The organism is Aeromonas sp. sif2433, assembly GCF_019218705.1.
In the GTDB taxonomy this organism is placed as follows: domain Bacteria; phylum Pseudomonadota; class Gammaproteobacteria; order Enterobacterales; family Aeromonadaceae; genus Aeromonas; species Aeromonas encheleia.
This window is the reverse complement of the sequence record NZ_JAHUXD010000007.1, coordinates 100,175-119,431: the sequence shown is the minus strand read 5'-3', so window position 1 is coordinate 119,431 and position 19,257 is coordinate 100,175. Positions and strand designations below refer to the sequence as shown.

The following is a 19,257-nucleotide window of genomic DNA, read 5'->3' as shown; positions in this document are numbered from 1 at the left end:
GTTAATGCCAGATTGTGGTGAGGTGAGTGTTCACTGGTGGTGGCCGTTGGCCAGGATCTGCTTGACCGACTGGCCTGCCGCCTCGATGTGTTGCTTGAGCAGTACCACGGCCTCGTGCTTGCGACGGGCGCGGCACAGCTCCAGCAGCTTGGCGTGTTCGCGTTCGGCCTTGTCTATGCCGCCCTGAGCAAACAGCAGCTCGAAGCGCACATAGCGATCGCAGCTCAGATTGATCTGGGCGATCAGCTCCAGTGCCCGGGGGCGATTGGCGGCCTGATAGAGGGTGGCGTGAAAACGGTGGTTCAATTCGGCCCAGTGTTCTATCTGGGTGCCCGATTCGAGTGCCTGATCAAACTGGGCCAGGATGGCTTGCGCCTGGGCGAAGGTCTCCTCCGTCATCATGTCGACGGCGTGGAACAGGGTATCGGCTTCCAGCAGGGCTCGCAAATAAAAGAGCTCCTCGATGGCCGAGGCCTCCAGCATGGTGACCACGGCGCCGCGATGGGCCTCGAATTTCACCAGCCCCTGCGCCTCCAACTGCATCAGCGCCTCCCGCACCGGAATGCGGCTCACCGCCAGCTCCTTGGCGATGGCGTCCTGGCGCAGCGGGGCGCCGGCGGGAAATTCACCGCGCAGGATCCGGCCGCGGAGGTTCTCCATCACCATCTGGGTGCGGGTCTGATAGGGTGGGTTCATGCTTGGGTCACAGGGCGTCGTTACAAAATTGTATATTGTATACAGTTGGCTGAATCTAACGCGCAACCGTCGGCAAGGCAAGGCATGGCGGGGGCCAAAGGTCGGGTATTGGTCAAAAAAATACCGGCCAACGAGGTTGACCGGTATGGGATGACAGTAACCGAGGGGCGCTGGCGTTACAGCTGCGGGCCCGCGGCGACCAGGCGTTTGCCCTCTTCGGTGTCGGTGAAACGCTCGAAGTTCTTGATGAAACGCTCGGCCAGATCGACCGCCTTGGCGTCCCACTCGGCCTGGTCGGCGTAAGTGTCGCGCGGGTCTAGGATGGCCGGGTTCACATCGTGCAGTGCGGTCGGCACTTCCAGATTGAAGATCGGCAGGGTCTTGGTCTGCGCCTTCTCGATGGAGCCATCCAGGATGGCGTCGATGATGGCACGGGTATCCTTGATGGAGATCCGTTTGCCGGTGCCGTTCCAGCCGGTGTTGACCAGGTAGGCCTCGGCGCCGGCGGCTTCTATCCGTTTCACCAGCTCCTGGCCGTACTTGGTCGGGTGCAGGCTGAGGAAGGCTGCGCCGAAGCAGGAGGAGAAGGTCGGGGTCGGCTCGGTGATGCCGCGCTCGGTACCGGCCAGCTTGGCGGTGAAGCCGGACAGGAAGTGATACTTGGTCTGCTCCTTGGTCAGCTTGGCGACCGGGGGCAGCACCCCGAAGGCATCGGCGGTCAGGAAGATCACCTTGGTGGCATGACCCGCCTTGGAGACCGGCTTGACGATGTTCTCGATGTGATAGATGGGGTAGGAGACCCGGGTGTTCTCGGTGCGGGAGCCGTCGTTGAAGTCGATGGTGCCATCGGCGGCCACGGTCACGTTCTCCAGCAACGCATCGCGACGGATGGCGTTGTAGATGTCCGGTTCGGCTTCCCTGGAGAGCTTGATGGTCTTGGCGTAGCAGCCGCCTTCGAAGTTGAACACGCCGTCATCGTCCCAGCCGTGCTCGTCATCGCCGATCAGCTGGCGCTTGGGATCGGTGGAGAGGGTGGTCTTGCCGGTGCCGGACAGGCCGAAGAAGATGGCCACGTCGCCGTCCTGACCCACGTTGGCGGAGCAGTGCATGGAGGCCATGCCGCGCAGGGGCAGGAAGTAGTTCATCATGGAGAACATCCCCTTCTTCATCTCGCCACCGTACCAGGTGCCGCCGATGAGCTGGATCTTCTCGGTCAGATTGAAGGCGACGAAGTTCTCGGAGTTGAGCCCCTGTTCCTGCCAGTTCGGGTTGGTGCACTTGGCACCGTTCATCACCACGAAGTCCGGCTTGAAGGTCTTGAGTTCTTCCTCGCTCGGGCGAATGAACATGTTCTTGACGAAGTGAGCCTGCCAGGCCACCTCGGTGATGATGCGTACCGCCAGGCGGGTATCCGGGTTGGCGCCACAGTAGCCATCCACTACGAACAGACGCTTGCCGGAGAGCTGTTTGGTCACCAGGGATTTTAGATGTGACCAGACTTCCGGGCTCAGTGCCTTGTTATCGTTTTTACCCTGGTCAGACCACCATACAGTGTTCTGGGTAGTGGCGTCCTTGACGATATATTTATCTTTTGGGGAACGTCCGGTAAAGATGCCGGTGTTGACATTGACTGCGCCCAGCTCGGTGACGACACCTCGCTCGAATCCTTCCAGGTCTGGGCGGGTCTCTTCTGCGAAAAGCTGCTCATAGGAGGGGTTGCGAACGATTTCTTGGCTGTTTTTGATGCCGTACTGGTCTAGTTGTAATTGTTGGGCCAGGGTGGGTTCTGCCACGATAGTCATTATGTTCTCCTGGGTTCAGAGGTTTGTAGGGTTCTATCTGGCTTTCATGCTACCACCTAGGTGGTAGATTTTAGCGATCGCCATCAAACTTTATAAAATAGGGTATTTTTTTGTTATTTAAGTTAAAGGCGGGTTTGACCCGCCTTCATTTAGTGTAACTTGTTTGCATCATTATCGGGAGCCCTGCTGAACAGGGTTTCGATGTCGATCCCATCGAATTGGTACTCTGCGCCGCAATAGTCGCAGTGCATGTCGATCTTGCCGAGCTCCTGCACCATGGCCAGCGCTTCCTCCTTCTCTATCTGCAGCAGGGCCCCTTCGCAGCGGGCGCGGGAGCAGGTGCAGCGGAACTCGATCGCCTGGGGATCGAACACCCGCACCTTGTCCTGGTGATAGAGGCGGTAGAGGATCTCCTCGGCCTCCAGGCCAAACAGCTCTGCGTCCTTGATGGTGCTGGTGAGCTGGATCAGATGATCGAAGTCGGCGCTGTGATCCTCGCTCTGGGCCGGCAGCTCCTGCAGCAGGATGCCGGCGGCGCGGGGGCTCCCCTCATGATGACCGGTGCGGATCCAGAGCCGGGTGGCGAGTTGCTCGGACTGGGCGAAGTACTGCTCAAGGCAGCCGGCCAGGGTGTCGGATTCGAGGGCGATGATGCCCTGATAGCGCTCGCCCTGCTCCGGGCTGATGGTGATCACCAGCTGGCCGTTGCCGATCAGGCTCTGCAGCTTGCCATCGCTCGGCAGGTCGCCTTCGTAGCGGGCGACGCCACGCAACTGCTGGTTGTGATCGCCGTTGATCACCGCCAGGCGAACCGGACCGTCCCCTTGCAACTGCACCGTGATGGAGCCTTCAAACTTGAGGGTGGCGGTCAGCAGGCTGGTGGCGACCAGCAGTTCACCCAACAACTTTTGCACCTGCACCGGGTAGTTCTGGGCTTCCACGATGTGGCGGTAGGTGCTGTCCAGCTGGACCAGCTCCCCACGCACTTCGTACTCTTCGAACAGATAGCGATACAGGAGATCTTGGTTACTCATCATGCATTCCTAGGGTCTTCGGTGGTGTAAATTGATAAATATTTTGTTAAACAGGCGGTTAGGAACTTATCTAGCCGCCTGGCGTCATAAAAGGGCCATCAAGGTGGACTAATATTGTTTGACCTTGAGCAGCTGGCGCCGTTCCTGCTTGTCGGGACGACGCTCGGGGCTTGGGGCAAACTGGCTGTTGAAACGCCGCGCCTCGCTGTTCTGGGCCCGTTTCTTCAGGCTCTCCTCGGTCTCTTCATAGAGCTGCTGGGCGAGGGGGGCCGACTTGCGCTGCTCGCTGACTTGCAGCACTCTGACTTCCCGCTCGTCCTGGCCTTGCCAGAAGCGGATGAGGGCGCCGGTTTCGACTATCTTCCCCGGCTTGCTGCGCTGGCCGTTATAATGCACCTTGCCGCCATCTATCTGGTCCCGGGCCAGGCTGCGGGTCTTGTAGAAACGCGCGGCCCACAACCATTTGTCGAGACGGACCTGGATTGTGCTTTCTGCTGGATTCGCCATGAATCGACTCCGGGATGGCTGAAAGGGGAGCTTGATTATACCAGAGGCAGGCCCCTGGATAGAAACAGGGGGACAGGGTGTGACGGGATCTGGATTTTCACCGCGTCATCCCATCCGGTCGGTTGTCTCTGGGTCCATTGCCGTACACAATAGCCAATCGATATGGATGCCAGAATATTTTGAGAAACATGACGCTACCGTTCAGGGGTGATTTATTCAGTACCCTTCTGGCTCGTTGCAACCGCGTGCCACTCTCCCGTTTCAGCCAACCGCTGTTCTGGTTGCTGCTGCTGCTGTTGGCCCATCAGTGTGCCGGCCTCACCTGGCGTCTGTTCGATCTGACCCAGAGCTCGCGTAATCCCGCCTGGCAGCCATCGGTCGTGGCCGGTCAGGGAGGCGAAGCCTCCCGCCTCGATCTCAGCAATGTCAGCCGGCTCTCCCTGTTTGGCAAGGCGCCGCAGCAGGCCCAGGCGGCCGATGTGGCCGCGGCCGTCGCGGCGGATGCCCCCAAGACCCAGCTCAACGCCCAGCTCAACGGGGTATTGGCGAGCTCTGACTCCACCAAATCCATCGCCATCATCGCCCACAACGGCCTGCAAAACTCCTATGGCATCGGCGATTACATCGACGGTACCCAGGCCAAGATCCGGCAGGTATTTGCCGATCGGGTCATCATCGCCCGCGATGGCCGTGACGAGACCCTGATGCTGGATGGCGAGGAGTACGGCAAACCGCTGCCCAAGGTGGCGCGCCAGGCTGGTCAGCTCTCCTCGGTGCGCAGCGAATTGATGAGCAACCCTGGCAAGATCACCGATTATCTCAATATCTCCCCGGTCCGGGTCGATGGCCGCATGGTCGGCTATCGTCTCAACCCGGGCAGCAAACCTGAACTGTTCACTCAACTCGGACTGGTCGCCAACGATCTGGCGGTCAGCATCAATGGCCTGGATCTGCGGGATAACGCACAGGCCATGCAGGCTATGCAGCAAGTGGCTGGCGCCACGGAAATGACCGTCACCGTCGAACGGCAAGGACAGCTCTACGATGTGTATGTCGGCTTGTCAGAATAATGAATTGGAGTAGCACCAAGAATGATAAATAAAGGGAAAGGCTGGCGTCTGGCCACGGTTGCGGCGGCCTTGATGATGGCAGGCTCCGCCTGGGCCACCGAGTATGCCGCCAGTTTCAAGAATGCCGATATCGAAGAGTTCATCAACACGGTCGGCAAGAACCTGAACAAGACCATCATCATCGAGCCCTCGGTGCGCGGCAAGATCAATGTCCGCAGTTACGATCTGCTCAATGAGGATCAGTACTACCAGTTCTTCCTGAGCGTGCTCGACGTCTATGGCTTCGCCGTGGTGCCCATGAACAACGGAGTGCTCAAGGTGGTGCGCGCCAAGGATGCCAAGACCTCCTCCATCCCTGTGGTGGACGACAGCAACCCTGGCGTGGGTGACGAGATGGTGACCCGGGTGGTGCCGGTGCGCAACGTCTCGGTGCGCGAACTGGCGCCCCTGTTGCGCCAGCTCAACGACAACGCCGGCGGCGGCAACGTGGTGCACTACGAGCCCTCCAACGTGCTGCTGATCACCGGCCGTGCCGCCGTGGTGAATCGTCTGGTCGAGGTCGTGCGCCGGGTAGACCGGGCGGGGGATCAGGACATGGACGTCATCAAGCTGAGATATGCCTCGGCGGGCGAGATGGTGCGGCTGGTGACCAACCTCAACAAGGATGGCAACACCCAGGGGGCCAACGCCTCCATACTGCTCTCTCCCAAGGTGGTGGCGGACGAGCGCACCAACTCGGTGGTGATCAGCGGTGAGCCCAAGGCGCGGGCCCGCATCATCCAGATGGTGCGTCAGCTCGACAAGGATCTGCAGAGCCAGGGCAACACCCGGGTCTTCTACCTGAAATATGGCAAGGCCAAGGATCTGGTGGATGTGCTCAAGGGGGTCAGCTCCAGCATCGCGGCCGACAAGAAGGGCGGTGGAGCGGCGGCTGCCACCGGCGGCGGCGCCAGCATAGGTGGCGGCCAGCTGGCCATCTCCGCCGACGAGACCACCAATGCGCTGGTGATCACCGCCCAGCCTGACGTGATGGCCGAGCTGGAGCAGGTCATCGCCAAGCTCGACATCCGCCGTGCCCAGGTGCTGGTGGAGGCGATCATCGTCGAGATCCAGGACGGCGACGGCTTGAACCTCGGGGTGCAGTGGGCCAATGCCAACGGCGGCGGCACCCAGTTCACCAATACCGGTCTGCCGATCGGGCCGGCCATCATCGCGGGCAAGGACTACAAGGACAACGGCAACACCGAGGGGCTCGAGAACCTGCTTGGCAGCTTCAGCGGCATGGCCGCCGGCTTCTACAAGGGCGACTGGGCCATGCTGGTGACGGCGCTGTCGACCAACACCAAGAACGACATCCTCTCGACCCCGAGCATAGTCACCATGGACAACCACGAAGCCTCCTTCAACGTCGGCCAGGAAGTGCCGGTGCAGAGTGGCTCCCAGAGTTCCACCACCAGCGATCAGGTGTTCAACACCATAGAGCGCAAGACGGTGGGGACCAAGCTGGTAGTGACGCCCCAGATCAACGAAGGGGACTCCGTCTTGCTCAACATAGAGCAGGAGGTCTCCAGCGTGGCCCAGGCCCAGGCGGCCGGGACCGCCAACCTGGGCCCGACCTTCGACACCCGTACCGTCAAGAACGCGGTGCTGGTCAAGAGTGGCGAAACCGTGGTGCTGGGCGGCCTGATGGATGAGCAGACCAAGGAGCAGGTCTCCAAGGTCCCGCTGCTGGGGGACATTCCGGTGCTGGGTTACCTGTTCCGCTCCACCTCCAACACCACCGCCAAGCGCAATTTGATGGTGTTTATCCGACCGACCATCTTGCGGGATGCCAACGTCTACTCCGGCGTCTCCAGCAACAAGTACACCCTGTTCCGCGCCGAGCAGCTGAACCTGGCGGCCGAGGAGGGCTATGCCACCTCGCCGGCCCGCCAGGTGCTGCCCGCCTATGGCCAGGACGTGATGCTCTCCCCCGAGGTGCAAAAACAGATAGAGCTGATGAAGGCCCAGCAGCAGGCGACTGCCACCGGGGCGCATTCCCAGGTGCAACAGGCGCCGGCCCAGGGGCAACCCTTCGTGCAGGGACAGCCCTGATGGCGGCCTACCAACTCGATGGATCCGACTTGCCGGCGGCGCTGCCCGAGCTGCCGTTTGCCTTCGCCCGCAACTTCGGGGTGATCCTGACCGAGCGGCAGGGCGCCCCCCTGCTGTTCTGTCGTCAGGGCGTCGCGCCGCAGACTCTGCTGGAGGTGCGGCGCGTGGCGGGATGCAACTTCTCGGTGGAGCAGCTGGGCAGCGACGAATTCGAAGATCTGCTGACGGCCCACTACCAGCGTGACTCCTCCGAGGCACGCCAGCTGATGGAGGATCTCGGTAACGAGATGGACTTCTTCGCCCTGGCGGAGGAGTTGCCCCAGAGCGAGGATCTGCTTGACGCCGACGACGATGCCCCCATCATCCGTCTCATCAACGCCATGTTGAGCGAGGCGATCAAGGAGGAGGCGTCTGACATCCACATCGAGACCTTCGAGCGGGTGCTGGTCATCCGGTTCCGCATCGATGGTGTGCTGCGGGAGATACTGCGGCCCCACCGCAAGCTCGCCTCTCTGCTGGTGTCGCGCATCAAGGTCATGTCCCGCATGGACATCGCCGAGAAGCGGGTGCCCCAGGACGGGCGCATCTCCCTGCGCATCGGCGGCCGGGCGGTGGACGTGCGGGTCTCGACCATGCCCTCCAGTTATGGCGAGCGGGTGGTGCTGCGTCTGCTCGACAAGAACAACGTGCGGCTCGAGCTCAAGCAGCTCGGCATGACGCTGGCCAATCGCAAGATCATCAGCGAGCTCATCCGCAAGCCCCACGGCATCATCCTGGTGACAGGCCCGACCGGCTCGGGCAAGTCCACCACCCTCTACGCGGCGCTGTCCGAGATCAACTCGCGGGACCGCAACATTTTGACGGTGGAAGATCCCATCGAATATGACCTGGAGGGGGTCGGCCAGACTCAGGTCAACAGCAAGGTCGACATGACCTTCGCCCGCGGCCTGCGCGCCATCCTGCGTCAGGATCCCGACGTGGTGATGGTGGGGGAGATCCGCGATCTGGAGACCGCCCAGATCGCGGTGCAGGCGTCGCTGACCGGTCACCTGGTGATGTCGACCCTGCACACCAACACTGCCATCGGTGCCATCACCCGGATGCGGGACATGGGGATCGAGTCCTTCCTGCTCTCCTCCTCGCTATTGGCGGTGCTGGCCCAGCGGCTGGTGCGCACCCTCTGCCCGGATTGCCGCACCCAGCACCCCATCACCGAGCAGGAGCGGCTCGCCATGGGCATCGAGCTGGCGCCGGATCAGCTGATGTGGCGCCCGGTCGGCTGCGAGCAGTGCAACCATACCGGCTATCGCGGCCGGACCGGTATCCATGAGCTGGTGGTGATCGATGACACAGTGCGCGAGGCGATCCACGGTGCCAGCGGCGAGCTGGTCATAGAGCGCCTGATCCGGGGCCATACCCCCAGCATCCGCCGCGATGGCATCGACAAGGTGCTGCTGGGCCAGACCAGCCTGGAAGAGGTATTGCGGGTGACCCGGGAAGATTGATCTCGTCCGGCACAGGCAAGCTGCCCAAGGGGCAGAGCCAAATCCAGGAAGAGGTGCTGCGCGTGACCCGGCAAGATTGACCGGCACATCGGCATTTGAATAGCATCACGGCGCCAGCGCAGGAGAGCAACAGGATTGGCAGCATTTGAATACAAGGCCCTCGACGGCCGGGGCAGACAGAAATCCGGGGTGATGGAGGGTGACTCCGCCCGCCAGATACGCCAGCTGCTGCGCGAGCAGGGGCTGACCCCGCTCGAGGTGAACGAGACCACCGAGAAGGCGAAGCGGGAGGCGAATCGCTTCGTGCTGTTCCGGCGTGGGGCGTCCACCTCCGAGCTGGCGCTGATCACCCGTCAGCTGGCGACCCTGGTGGGAGCCGGCCTCACCATAGAGGAGGCGCTGCGGGCGGTGGCCGAGCAGTGCGAGAAGGCTCATCTGCGCAGCCTGGTGGCGACGGTGCGCAGCAAGGTGGTGGAGGGCTACTCCCTTGCCGACTCCCTTGGCGCCTTTCCCCATGTGTTCGATCAGCTGTTTCGCTCCATGGTAGCGGCCGGGGAGAAGTCCGGGCACCTGGAGAAGGTGCTGAACCGGCTCGCCGATTACACCGAGCAGCGCCAGCATATGCGCACCAAGCTGTTGCAGGCGATGATCTACCCCATAGTGCTCACCCTGGTGGCGGTGGGGGTCATCTCCATACTGCTCACCGCCGTGGTGCCCAAGGTGGTGGCCCAGTTCGAGCACATGGGCCAGCAGCTGCCGGCGACCACCCGCTTCCTCATCGGTACCAGCGAGCTGATGCAGCACTACGGGCTCTGGTTCCTGCTGCTGCTGTTTATCGGTGGCTTTGTCTGGCGCTGGTGGCTCAGCGACGAGACCCGGCGCCGCCACTGGCACGGGGTGTTGCTGCGCCTGCCGGTGATAGGCCGGGTCAGCCGCGGCCTCAACACCGCCCGCTTCGCCCGCACCTTAAGCATCCTCAACGCCAGCGCGGTGCCGCTGCTGGAGGGGATGAAGATCGCCGGCGAGGTGCTCTCCAACGACTTCGCCCGCAACCGGATCGGCGAGGCGACCGAGCGGGTGCGCGAGGGTACCAGCCTGCGCAAGGCACTGAATGAAACCAAGATTTTTCCGCCCATGATGCTGCACATGATCGCCTCAGGCGAGCAGAGCGGCGAGCTCGACAGCATGCTGGAGCGGGCGGCAGACAACCAGGACAGGGAGTTCGAAACCCAGGTGAACATCGCCCTCGGGGTGTTCGAACCCATGCTGGTGGTCTCCATGGCAGGGGTGGTGCTGTTTATCGTGATGTCGATCCTGCAGCCTATCCTCGAGCTCAACAACATGGTCAACCTGTGATGGGGAGGGCGAAGGCCGTCACCACCACGGGGACCGAACACGATCACATGATCATTTTCCGATGACACACGTCATCTCATTCGTTAGGGAGTCATAGCAATGCACAAGCGTCGTCAAGCCGGTTTTACCCTGCTGGAAGTCATGGTGGTCATCGTGATCCTGGGGATCCTGGCCAGTCTGGTGGTGCCCAATCTGATGGGCAACAAGGAGAAGGCGGATCAGCAGAAGGCGGTTTCCGACATAGTCGCGCTGGAGAATGCCCTCGACATGTACAAGCTGGACAACAACCGCTACCCGACCACGGAGCAGGGGCTGGATGCGCTGGTCAACAAGCCGACCGCCGCTCCTGAGCCGCGCAGCTACCGGGAAGGGGGTTACATCAAGCGCCTGCCGCAGGATCCCTGGGGCAACCAGTACCAGCTGCTGAGCCCGGGCCAGTTTGGCAAGCTCGACATCTTCAGCACCGGGCTGGATGGCGAGGCCGGTACCGATGATGACATCGGCAACTGGAACCTGAAGGACTTCCAATAAGTGACTGACTGCGCCGTTCTCCGGATCTTGCTGGCGAGGCTGTCGTGAGGTTGGCGTCGACCCGTCGTCAATCCGGCTTCACCCTGCTGGAAGTCTTGCTGGTCGCCATGCTGATGGGGCTGGTGGCCACCGCCGTCACCCTCAGCATGGGGGGAGCCAAGGGGGATCGCGAGCTGGACAAGCAGGCGCGCCGTTTCATGGCGACCCTGCAGCAGGCGCAGGAGTATTCGGTGATGGATGGCCGGCTGGTGGGGCTGAGGGTCGAGGAGCGCAGCTGGCAGTTCATGACGCGTGCGGCCAAGGATCGCAAGTGGCGCGCGCTGACCGACGACAAGATCCTCGGCCGGGTCACGCTGCCGGAGGAGATGACGCTGACCATAGCGCTGGAGGGCTTCAGCTGGAAGACCGACTCGGACGAGAAGACCGAGCAGGGACGAGATGAGGAGGAGCGCACCCCCCAGGTGCTGATCTTCCCCGGTGGCGAGCTCACCCCCTTCGTGCTGAGCCTGAGCCAGCAAAATGACGATGAAAAGTATCTGCGCACCGTCAAGGGGGACGAATTTGGTCGCCTCTCCTTGCTGGAAGATGCGGTCGAGGAAGAAGAGTGAAGGCCCGTGGCATGACCTTGCTGGAGGTGATGGTGGCGCTGGCGGTGTTCGCCATCGCCGGGCTGGCGGTGATGAAGACCGCCAGCGAGCATCTCTCCGGCCTCAACTATCTGGAAGAGAAGACGCTGGCGACCTGGGTGGTGGAAAACCAGCTGGTGCAGCAGAAACTCGAGAGCAAGTGGCCCGGCGACAGCTGGGTGGCAGGGGAAGAAGATATGGCCGGGCAGACCTGGTACTGGCGCTATCGCGGTGTCGCCACCGCCGACAACAATTTCAAGGCGCTGGACGTGGAGGTGCGCACCGAGGCCAAGGCCGAGAGCCCGGTGGCCATGATGCGGACCTATATCAGCCGATGACAGACTTCACTTCGGCCGCCACGATGCGGCACCCATATCGTCAGCCGATGACAGATTTAGCTTCGGCCGCCATGAGGCGGCACCGCCATCGTCATCCGCTGAGGTCGACACGCGAGACTGGCTTCACCCTGTTGGAGATGCTGGTGGCCATCGCCATCTTCGCCAGCCTGAGCATGGGCGCCTATCAGGTGCTGCAGGGGGTACTCACCAGCGACGAGGTGGCCAAGAAGAAGGAGACCCGGCTGGCCGAGCTGCAGCTGGCGTTCGGCCTGCTGGAGCGGGATGTCAGCCAGATGGTGCCCCGCAGCGGTCGCAGCGAGGGGGAGAACAACAAGGTGCTGCTGGCGGCGTCCCGTTTTGGCCAGCAGAGCGACGACTGGGGCATGGCCTTCATTCGCGGCGGCTGGCTCAACCCGGACGGCATACTGCCGCGCTCCGGGCTGCAGCGGGTGGGCTGGCGGCTCAAGGATCAGACCCTGGAGCGGTTGAGCTACCTCTACCCGGATCCTTCGATCGGCACAGAGCCGCGCATCCAGCCGGTGCTGACGCGAGTGACGGCGCTGCGGATCTATTTCTATGACGGCGGGGTCTGGAAGGAGGAGTGGACCCAGCGCGACCTGCTGCCCCATGGGCTGGCGGTGGAGCTGGAGCTGGAAGATTACGGCACCATTCGCCGTCAGTTCCTGATCGGGGCCGGTGGCCAGAGGGCGGAAAATGGGCGCTAACCGTCGATCCCGCCCCGGTCGGCAGGGGGGCATGGCGCTGCTGGTGGTGCTGCTCATCCTGTCGGTGATGGTGATCATCGCCAGCAACATGAGTGGCCGGCTGCAGCTCGAGCTGCGCCGCACCAGCAACCTCACCACCGGCAAGCAGGCCTGGTGGTATGCCATGTCGGCCGAGGCGCTGGTGATCAAGGTGCTCAACCAGGACTTCAAGGACGACCCAGACGTGGTGAACCTGGGTCAGAACTGGGCCCGTGAGGATGGCGTCTTCCCGGTGGATGACGGCACCCTGTCCGGTCGGGTGCGGGATCTCCAATCCTGCTTCAACCTCAACAGCCTGAGCGTGCCGAAGAAAGACGGGGAGGACGGCGACGATCTGGAGAAGCAGCCTTACCCGGCCAAGGTGTTCCGGGCGCTGCTGGCGGAGCTGGAGGTCGACGAGTACGAGGCGGTGCAGCTCACCGATGCCATCCGTGACTGGACCGACAAGGACACCCAGCTGGTGTCCAGCCAGGGGGCCGAGGATGCCTATTACGAGGGGCTCAACCCCCCTTATCTGACGGCCAACCAGTGGCTGCTGAGCACGGATGAGTTGCGGGCCGTGCGCGGGGTGAGCGGCGCGCTCTATGCGAGGCTGGCGCCCTATGTCTGCGCCCTGCCCAATGACAAGCTGGAGGTGAACATCAACACCATCAAGCCGGCGCGGGCGGCCCTGCTGGTCGGCCTCTATCAGGGCAGGATCGGGATCGACGAGGCCAGGCAGGCGCTGAGCGGCCGTCCCCAGAAGGGCTGGAAGGAGAAGAAGGAGCTGACGGATCAACTCCAGGTGCAGGCGAGCACCATTCCTGGACTCGACGCCGCACTGGTCATCAAGAGCAATTACTTCGAGGCCAGCCTGCTGGCCGAGGTGGGTGATGCACGGGCCCGGCTGGAGACGGTATTCCAGCGCGGCAAGGACAACAAGCTGGTGATGCTGCGCCGTCTGAACAACGGCGCCGAATAGCAGGCCGTCGTGCCCTGGCGGCAATGACAATGCGACATAACAGGGCAGACGGTGGCCACAGGCCGCCGTCTGCCCGTCCCTAATCTGGACTGCAGCCCTAGGCTGCGGCCCCGCCCATCGACAAGGATGCCGGCGGGCATGGCAGGAGAACTATTTGTGAGCGAGAGTCTGGTCATCCGTCTGGGGACCAATGCGCAGCAGCCGGTGCACTGGTTGGTCTGGTCGACTCAGGAGCAGGAGATCATCGCCTCCGGCACCCTGGCATCCGCCCATGGACTGGGGGAGCTGCGCGAGCGGGCCGGTGGCCGCCCCGTGGTGACCCTGGTGCCGGGCAGCGATCTCATCTTCCGGCGGGTCAGCCTGCCGGGTAAATACAACCGTCAGGCCGCGGCGGCCCTGCCATACCTGCTGGAGGAGCAGATCGCCTCAGATGTGGAGGCGCTGCACCTGGTTGTGCTGGCTCATCAGGGCCACGACGTGGACCTGATGGCGGTGGACAAGGTGAAGATGCAGGGCTGGCTCGACTGGCTGCAGCAGGCGGGGCTCACCAGCCTGCAACTGCTGCCGGATGTGCTGGCGCTGCCGCTTGCCAGCGATGGCTGGTCGGCCTTGCAACTGGGGGAGGAGTGGCTGCTGCGCCAGGGCCCCTGCCAGGGCATAGTGGCTGAGGAGTCGCTGCTGGCCATGCTGCTGGCGGCCCAGGCCGAACCCGTCACCATCCACACCCATACCCCGGCTCCCGCCATCCCGGCCGCCCACTGGCAGGCGGCGGATCCCGAGCTGCCCATGCTGCTGCTGGCCAAGGGGGCGCTCGGCTGCCAGGCCAACCTGTTGCAGGGGCCCTATCGACCCCAGACCGAATACTCCCGTTACTGGCTGCAGTGGCGCAAGGTGGCCGTGGTGGCGGGGCTGCTGCTGCTGGTGGCGCTGACCCAGCGCGGGGTGCATCTCTATCAGCTGGCGGAGCAGGACAAGGCGCTCAAGGCGGAGATCCGGCAGGTCTATACCCGGATCTTCCCGGGGGAGACCCGCATCGTCAATGTCCGCAGCCAGATGGCCCAGCACCTCAAGCTGATGGGACAGGCCCCGCAGGATGGGGTCTTGCTGCTGCTGACCGAGCTGGCCCCGGTGTTCGCCGAGGTGCCCGGCCTCAAGCCCGAGGTGCTGCGCTTCGACGCGGCGCGTGGCGAGCTGAGGTTGCAGGTCACCGCCCCCGGTTTCACCGAGATAGAGCGCTTCCGCGAGCTGGCGGGCAAGCGCTTCGAGGTGCAGCAGGGAGAGGTGCGCAGCACCGAGGGTAAGGTCGAAGGGGCACTGGTACTCAAGGGTAAATCATCATGATGGACAAACTGCAAGGCTGGTGGCGTGGCATCAGCACCCGCGAGCAGCGGCTGGTGGCCGTGGGGGGCGGCATCTTCCTGATCGGGCTCTGCTACTGGCTCATCTGGCAGCCGGTGGCCAACCGTATCGCCGAGCGTGAGCGGCAGGTGATCAACCAGCAGCAGACCCTGGCCTGGTTGAAGGAGAAGGGGCAGGATGTGCTGGCGATGCAGGCCGGCAGCGGCCGCCAGATCGACACCAGCGGCACCCTGGACGGGGTGGTGAACCGCACCGCCTTCAACCAGAAGATCAAGATAGCCCGGCTGCAACCCCAGGGGCAGGAGCTGCAGGTGTGGATCGATACGGTTCCCTTCGATGACTTGCTGCTCTGGCTGGCGACTCTCTCCGATCAGCACGGGGTGCAGGTGCAGATCATCGAGGTGGCCCGTGAGAATCTGGCGCCGGGCCTGGTCAAGGTCAGACGCCTGCAGCTGAGTCGCCCTCTATGACGCTGACTGTTCTGATTGCCGGCCCGTTTCTGATGGCCTCTCTCGGTAATCTGGCACCGGGCCTGGTCAAGGTCAGATGCCTGCAACTGAGTCGCCCTCTATGATACGGGCTGTGTTGATTGCCGGCCCGTTTCTGATGGCCAGTCCCGGTCTGGTGCCGGGGCGGGTCAAGGTCAACCCCTTGCCGTCGAGTCGTTTCCAATGAAGCAAAGAGTTCTGATTGCCAGCCTGTTCCTGCTGACCTATCTCGGGTTCCTGCTGGCGCAGCTGCCCGCCACCCTGGTGGTCCGTTATCTGCCCCTGCCGGCCAATCAGGTGCGGCTGGAAGGGGTGAGCGGCACCCTCTGGAGTGGCCAGGTGGCCCGCCTGCAATACGCCAGCGAGTCGCTCACCCAGCTGCGCTGGGATCTCAATGGCTGGTCGCTGCTGCGCCTCGCCCCCGAGCTCTCCCTGCGCTTCGGCGATCGCTCTGGCCTCAACGGGCAGGGGGTGATCGGCTGGAACGGTGCGGCCTTCGGCCGTGACATCACCCTCAACGCCCCCGCGCCCTGGGTGCTGGAGCGGGTGCCCATGCGGTCACCCTTCCCCCTGACGGCGGTGGGCCAGCTGCAGCTCAAGGTCGATCAGTTCGCCCAGGGCAATCCCTGGTGTGAGGAGCTCTACGGCAACCTGCACTGGTACGGCGCCGAGGCGGACACTCCGGCCGGCAAGCTGCAGCTGGGGGATCCCGAGGTCAAGCTGACCTGTCTCGACTCCCGGCTGGTGGCCGAGATCAAGCAGGGCTCGGAGGCGGTGCAGGTGCTGGGCAAGCTGGAGCTGCAGGCCAATCGCCAGTACCTGTTCCAGGGCACACTCAAGCCGGGCCCAGAGCTGCCGGATCAGATGAAGCAGGGGCTGCCCTTCCTCGGCCAGCCCGATGGTCAGGGGCGCTTCCCGCTGCGTTATCAGGGCCGGATCTGAGCCAGCGTCACTGTTGACCATCATCACCCCGCCCCGGTGGGGTGATGTCGTTATGGGGCCGGCATCTGGCCCTGTCCCGGCGTGGTGATCAGATGGTTCAGAAAGAAGCCGAACAGCTCGGCCCGGGAGCCGAGCCGCAGCTTGCCGTAGAGGTGCTTGCGATGATTCTTCACCGTGCCGCTGCCAATGCCGAGCTCGGCGGCGATGGCCTCGGTGTCCAGCCCCTGCAGCAGCAGGCCGGCGACCTGCCGCTCCCGGCGGGTCAGCAGATCCCCGCCGACGCTGGCCATCGCCCGGGCAATGGCCGCCTTGAGGGTGGCGCCGTCCGGCCCAGTTGCCTCACTGCCGGCGGCACTTGTCGCGACCCTCTTGGCGGCACTCTCCGCCAGCAGGGGCTGGGGCTGCTGCCAGTGCTGGCGGCAGAGGGAGTGGATCAGCGGAAACAGCTCCTCCAGCCTGGCCCGCTCGCTCGGGCGCAGGGCGCGGCGCTGGCCGAGTCGGCCCAGGAACAGCATCAGCGTCAGCCCTTCGCGTATCGGCAGGATCAGCCCCACCTCCTCCTGCCAGCCGGTGGCCTGATAGAAGCGCCGGCGATAGTCCGGATCTAGGGCTCCGTTGGACAGCTCCGCCAGGGTCCAGACCCCGGCACTTAACCCGCGCGCCAGCGCCTGCATAAAGGGATCCTGGCCGAAGTGGCCGGCGAGATAGCGGTCGAACAGCAGCTCCCGCTGATGGCTCAGATTGTCGTAGAGATAGAGGGGGCGAGACCCTACCCCGAGCAGCAGGGCACAGTCGAACGCTACCTGGTGCTGGATGAGGCGCACCAGCGTGGCCGCAAAGGTGCTGCCGTGCAGGGCATCGACGACGGCGGTCAGATCTGTGGTGAGGGTGGCGCTGGTCATGGGTGGCTCCGAGGCAGGGGGCCACGCGGCCCCATTCGGCTGGCATGCTAGCACGGTGGTGACAAAACTGTCCCCTGGGGGACATGGTCGCGCTCACGTCGAACGGCGAGGATGGCGGCTTTTCCCCTGCCGTTGGAGACCCCATGTTCAACCCCCATCTGCTGGACGAGCTGAGCCAGCGCGGGCTTGTCGCCCAGAATTCCGACCCCGTCGCCCTGCGCGATCATCTGGCCGTGCCGCGCACCCTCTATTGCGGCTTCGATCCCACCGCCGGCAGCCTGCACATCGGTCATCTGGTGCCGCTGTTGATGCTGCGCCGCTTCCAGCTCGCCGGTCATACCCCGGTGGCGCTGGTGGGCGGCGCCACCGGCCTCATCGGCGATCCCAGCTTCAAGGCGAGCGAGCGCAGCCTCAACAGTGGCGAGACGGTGCGGGGCTGGGTCGCCAGCCTGTCGGCCCAGATAGAGGCGCTGCTGCCCGCCGGCGACGGGCTGGCGACGCCCAGACTGGTCAACAACGCCGACTGGACGGGGCAGATGTCGGCCCTCGATTTCCTGCGCGACATCGGCAAGCACTTCTCGGTCAACGCCATGCTGGCGCGGGAATCGGTGCGCCAGCGGCTGGCCCGCCCGGAGCAGGGCATCTCCTTCACCGAGTTCGCCTACGCCCTGCTGCAGTCCCAGGACTTCGCCGTGCTGCACGAGCGGCTCGGCTGCACCCTGCAGATCGGCGGCAACGATCAGTGGGGCAACATCACCGGCGGCATGGATCTCAGCCGCCGCCTGCACCGGGCCCAGGTCTATGGCATGACGCTGCCGCTCATCACCAAGGCGGATGGCACCAAGTTCGGCAAGACCGAGGGGGGCGCTATCTGGCTGGATCCGGCGCTTACCTCGCCCTACGCCTTCCATCAGTTCTGGCTCGGCACGGCGGATGAGGACGTCTATCGCTTCCTGCGCTACTACAGCCTGATGCCGCTCGCGGCCATCGAGGCGCTGGAGGCGGAAGACGCCAGGCGGGAGGGGCGCAAGCGGGCGCAGCAGGTGCTGGCGGACGAGCTGACCGAGCTGGTACACGGCAAGGGGGCGCTGGCGGCGGCGCGGCGCATCGGCGAGCTGCTGTTTTGTGGCGAGGTGGCCCGCCTGGGGGAGAGTGATCTTGCCCAGCTGGCGCAGGATGGCATGCCGAGTTGTCGGGTGGAGGGGGCGCAGGATCTGATCAGTCTGCTGGTGGCATGCGGCCTGGCCGGCTCCCGCCGCATCGCCCGCGAGCTGCTGGCGGCGGGGGCCATCAGCCTCAACGGGGCGCTCAGGCAGGATGAGCGGTTGACTCAGGGCGAGCGGTTGTTTGGTCGTTACCTGCTGCTGCGCCGTGGCAAGAAGCAGTATCAGCTGGTGGAGTGGCTGGACTGAGGCGGCAGCGGCGCGAGCATGACAAGGGCCGCCTGGGCAGCCCTTGTTGCTACGTGATCGCCGGCAGATTCAGACTGCCAGCGGCAGCAGCTTGGCGTAGTCGCGGATCGCCGGGAAGGCGGTGATCTGCTGCTCGGGTTGGCGGCTGTCCGGGTTCTGGATGGCGAGTCTATGGCCGATGCCATAGTCGGCGGCGGCCCGCAGGATCCGCTCGCTGTCATCGACGAACAGGGTGCGAGCCGGATCGAACGCCAGCCGCTCGGCCAGCGCCTGCCAGCATTGCTGACTCTCCTTCGACCAGCCCAGCTCGTGGGTGCTGACCATCAGATCCAGGTGCGCGCCCAGGCCGAGCCGCGCCTCCTTGACCGAGAGGCTGGCGGGGTGGGCGTTGGTGAACAGCACCAGCTGCTTGCCCGCCGCGCGCAGGGCGGCCAGGAAGGGGATGGCGTTGGGCCGCCACTGGATCTTCTCCAGGATCTCCTGCTTGAGGGCACGGATGTCCAGCCCCAGGGTCCGGCTCCAGTAGTCCACGCAGTACCAGTCGAGGGTGCCGCTGACCGCCTGAGCGTGGGCATCCATTTGTGCCTTGGCCTCGGCCAGCGGCAACCCGAGACGCTCGGCGTAACGCTGTGGCACCAGCTGCTGCCAGAGGTGGCTGTCAAAATGGAGATCGATCAGGGTGCCATCCATATCGAGCAGAACGGTATCTATCTGGTGCCAGGGCAGTGGGGTCGGCATGGAAGCTCTCTTGGTGTCACGCAGGGCGCTGAAAAAGGAGCGTCACTATAACGTATTTTTCCGGCATCTTTCCCCGCCTTGCCCCGTGGTGTTCGGGGTGGGAGTCGTTTACTCTTGAAGCACTATTTTTTA

General features: G+C 63.8%; 19 protein-coding genes. 13 read left to right on the top strand and 6 right to left on the bottom strand.

Translation table 11 applies throughout. The features are described from left to right. Positions 1 to 30: 30 nt before the first annotated feature. The 4 genes from KW825_RS12490 to hslR form a co-directional block, all read right to left on the bottom strand. Entirely contained in the window at positions 31 to 696 is a 666-nt protein-coding gene (locus KW825_RS12490) for a GntR family transcriptional regulator (RefSeq protein ID WP_042653136.1), read from the bottom strand. A gap of 176 nt (positions 697 to 872) precedes the next feature. Beyond that, complete coding sequence (pckA, locus tag KW825_RS12485) at positions 873 to 2,498, bottom strand: phosphoenolpyruvate carboxykinase (ATP) (protein WP_218329401.1); 1,626 nt, start codon at positions 2,496 to 2,498, stop codon at positions 873 to 875. A gap of 149 nt (positions 2,499 to 2,647) precedes the next feature. Continuing rightward, on the bottom strand, positions 2,648 to 3,532 hold the full coding sequence (gene hslO / locus KW825_RS12480; protein ID WP_042653134.1) for an Hsp33 family molecular chaperone HslO: 885 nt from the start codon (positions 3,530 to 3,532) through the stop codon (positions 2,648 to 2,650). A 108-nt stretch (positions 3,533 to 3,640) separates the two neighbouring features. Next, complete coding sequence (gene hslR, locus KW825_RS12475) at positions 3,641 to 4,039, bottom strand: ribosome-associated heat shock protein Hsp15 (protein ID WP_042653133.1); 399 nt, start codon at positions 4,037 to 4,039, stop codon at positions 3,641 to 3,643. 188 nt (positions 4,040 to 4,227) lie between these two features. Here hslR and exeC point away from each other — a divergent pair, with 188 nt between their 5' ends. From exeC to exeN, 12 genes are all read left to right on the top strand, one after another. Further along, positions 4,228 to 5,109, top strand: coding sequence for a GspC family type II secretion system variant ExeC (gene exeC, locus KW825_RS12470; protein WP_277994462.1), 882 nt, complete (start codon positions 4,228 to 4,230; stop codon positions 5,107 to 5,109). 21 nt (positions 5,110 to 5,130) lie between these two features. Then, entirely contained in the window at positions 5,131 to 7,203 is a 2,073-nt protein-coding gene (gene exeD / locus KW825_RS12465; RefSeq protein ID WP_218329400.1) for a GspD family T2SS secretin variant ExeD, read from the top strand. Further along, positions 7,203 to 8,708 (top strand): GspE family T2SS ATPase variant ExeE, encoded by a 1,506-nt coding sequence (gene exeE, locus KW825_RS12460; protein WP_218329399.1) that lies wholly within the window; start codon positions 7,203 to 7,205, stop codon positions 8,706 to 8,708. Before exeD ends, exeE begins: the two co-directional genes overlap by 1 nt. A 135-nt stretch (positions 8,709 to 8,843) precedes the next feature. Next, entirely contained in the window at positions 8,844 to 10,064 is a 1,221-nt protein-coding gene (gene exeF / locus KW825_RS12455; protein ID WP_042653129.1) for a GspF family T2SS innner membrane protein variant ExeF, read from the top strand. Positions 10,065 to 10,163: 99 nt separating this feature from the next. Continuing rightward, positions 10,164 to 10,595 (top strand): GspG family T2SS major pseudopilin variant ExeG, encoded by a 432-nt coding sequence (gene exeG, locus KW825_RS12450; RefSeq protein ID WP_042653128.1) that lies wholly within the window; start codon positions 10,164 to 10,166, stop codon positions 10,593 to 10,595. A gap of 44 nt (positions 10,596 to 10,639) precedes the next feature. After that, positions 10,640 to 11,203, top strand: a complete 564-nt coding sequence (exeH, locus tag KW825_RS12445; RefSeq protein ID WP_218329398.1) for a GspH family T2SS minor pseudopilin variant ExeH — start codon at positions 10,640 to 10,642, stop codon at positions 11,201 to 11,203. Next, positions 11,200 to 11,559 carry a GspI family T2SS minor pseudopilin variant ExeI gene (gene exeI / locus KW825_RS12440; RefSeq protein ID WP_218329397.1) on the top strand — a complete coding sequence of 120 codons (360 nt, stop codon included), beginning with the start codon at positions 11,200 to 11,202 and terminating at the stop codon, positions 11,557 to 11,559. The genes exeH and exeI overlap by 4 nt, the downstream gene beginning before the upstream one ends. 71 nt (positions 11,560 to 11,630) lie before the next feature. After that, positions 11,631 to 12,284, top strand: coding sequence for a GspJ family T2SS minor pseudopilin variant ExeJ (gene exeJ / locus KW825_RS12435; RefSeq protein ID WP_218329481.1), 654 nt, complete (start codon positions 11,631 to 11,633; stop codon positions 12,282 to 12,284). Beyond that, complete coding sequence (exeK, locus tag KW825_RS12430; protein ID WP_218329396.1) at positions 12,274 to 13,284, top strand: GspK family T2SS minor pseudopilin variant ExeK; 1,011 nt, start codon at positions 12,274 to 12,276, stop codon at positions 13,282 to 13,284. Before exeJ ends, exeK begins: the two co-directional genes overlap by 11 nt. A 156-nt stretch (positions 13,285 to 13,440) precedes the next feature. Continuing rightward, positions 13,441 to 14,625, top strand: coding sequence for a GspL family type II secretion system protein ExeL (exeL, locus tag KW825_RS12425; protein WP_218329395.1), 1,185 nt, complete (start codon positions 13,441 to 13,443; stop codon positions 14,623 to 14,625). Further along, a complete protein-coding gene (gene exeM / locus KW825_RS12420) occupies positions 14,622 to 15,113 on the top strand; it encodes a GspM family type II secretion system protein ExeM (RefSeq protein ID WP_042653123.1) in 492 nt (163 codons plus the stop codon). Before exeL ends, exeM begins: the two co-directional genes overlap by 4 nt. A 201-nt stretch (positions 15,114 to 15,314) precedes the next feature. Further along, positions 15,315 to 16,073, top strand: a complete 759-nt coding sequence (gene exeN / locus KW825_RS12415; RefSeq protein ID WP_218291582.1) for a type II secretion system protein N — start codon at positions 15,315 to 15,317, stop codon at positions 16,071 to 16,073. Positions 16,074 to 16,123: 50 nt separating this feature from the next. On the opposite strand, the gene KW825_RS12410 is transcribed toward exeN, so the two are convergent. Further along, positions 16,124 to 16,975, bottom strand: coding sequence for a LuxR C-terminal-related transcriptional regulator (locus tag KW825_RS12410; RefSeq protein WP_218329394.1), 852 nt, complete (start codon positions 16,973 to 16,975; stop codon positions 16,124 to 16,126). A 143-nt stretch (positions 16,976 to 17,118) separates the two neighbouring features. On the opposite strand from KW825_RS12410, the gene tyrS reads away from it, so the two are divergent. Further along, entirely contained in the window at positions 17,119 to 18,387 is a 1,269-nt protein-coding gene (gene tyrS, locus KW825_RS12405; RefSeq protein WP_218329393.1) for a tyrosine--tRNA ligase, read from the top strand. Between the two features lie 69 nt (positions 18,388 to 18,456). Here tyrS and yrfG read toward each other — a convergent pair whose 3' ends face one another. Continuing rightward, positions 18,457 to 19,125, bottom strand: a complete 669-nt coding sequence (yrfG, locus tag KW825_RS12400) for a GMP/IMP nucleotidase (protein ID WP_218329392.1) — start codon at positions 19,123 to 19,125, stop codon at positions 18,457 to 18,459. Positions 19,126 to 19,257: the final 132 nt, after the last annotated feature.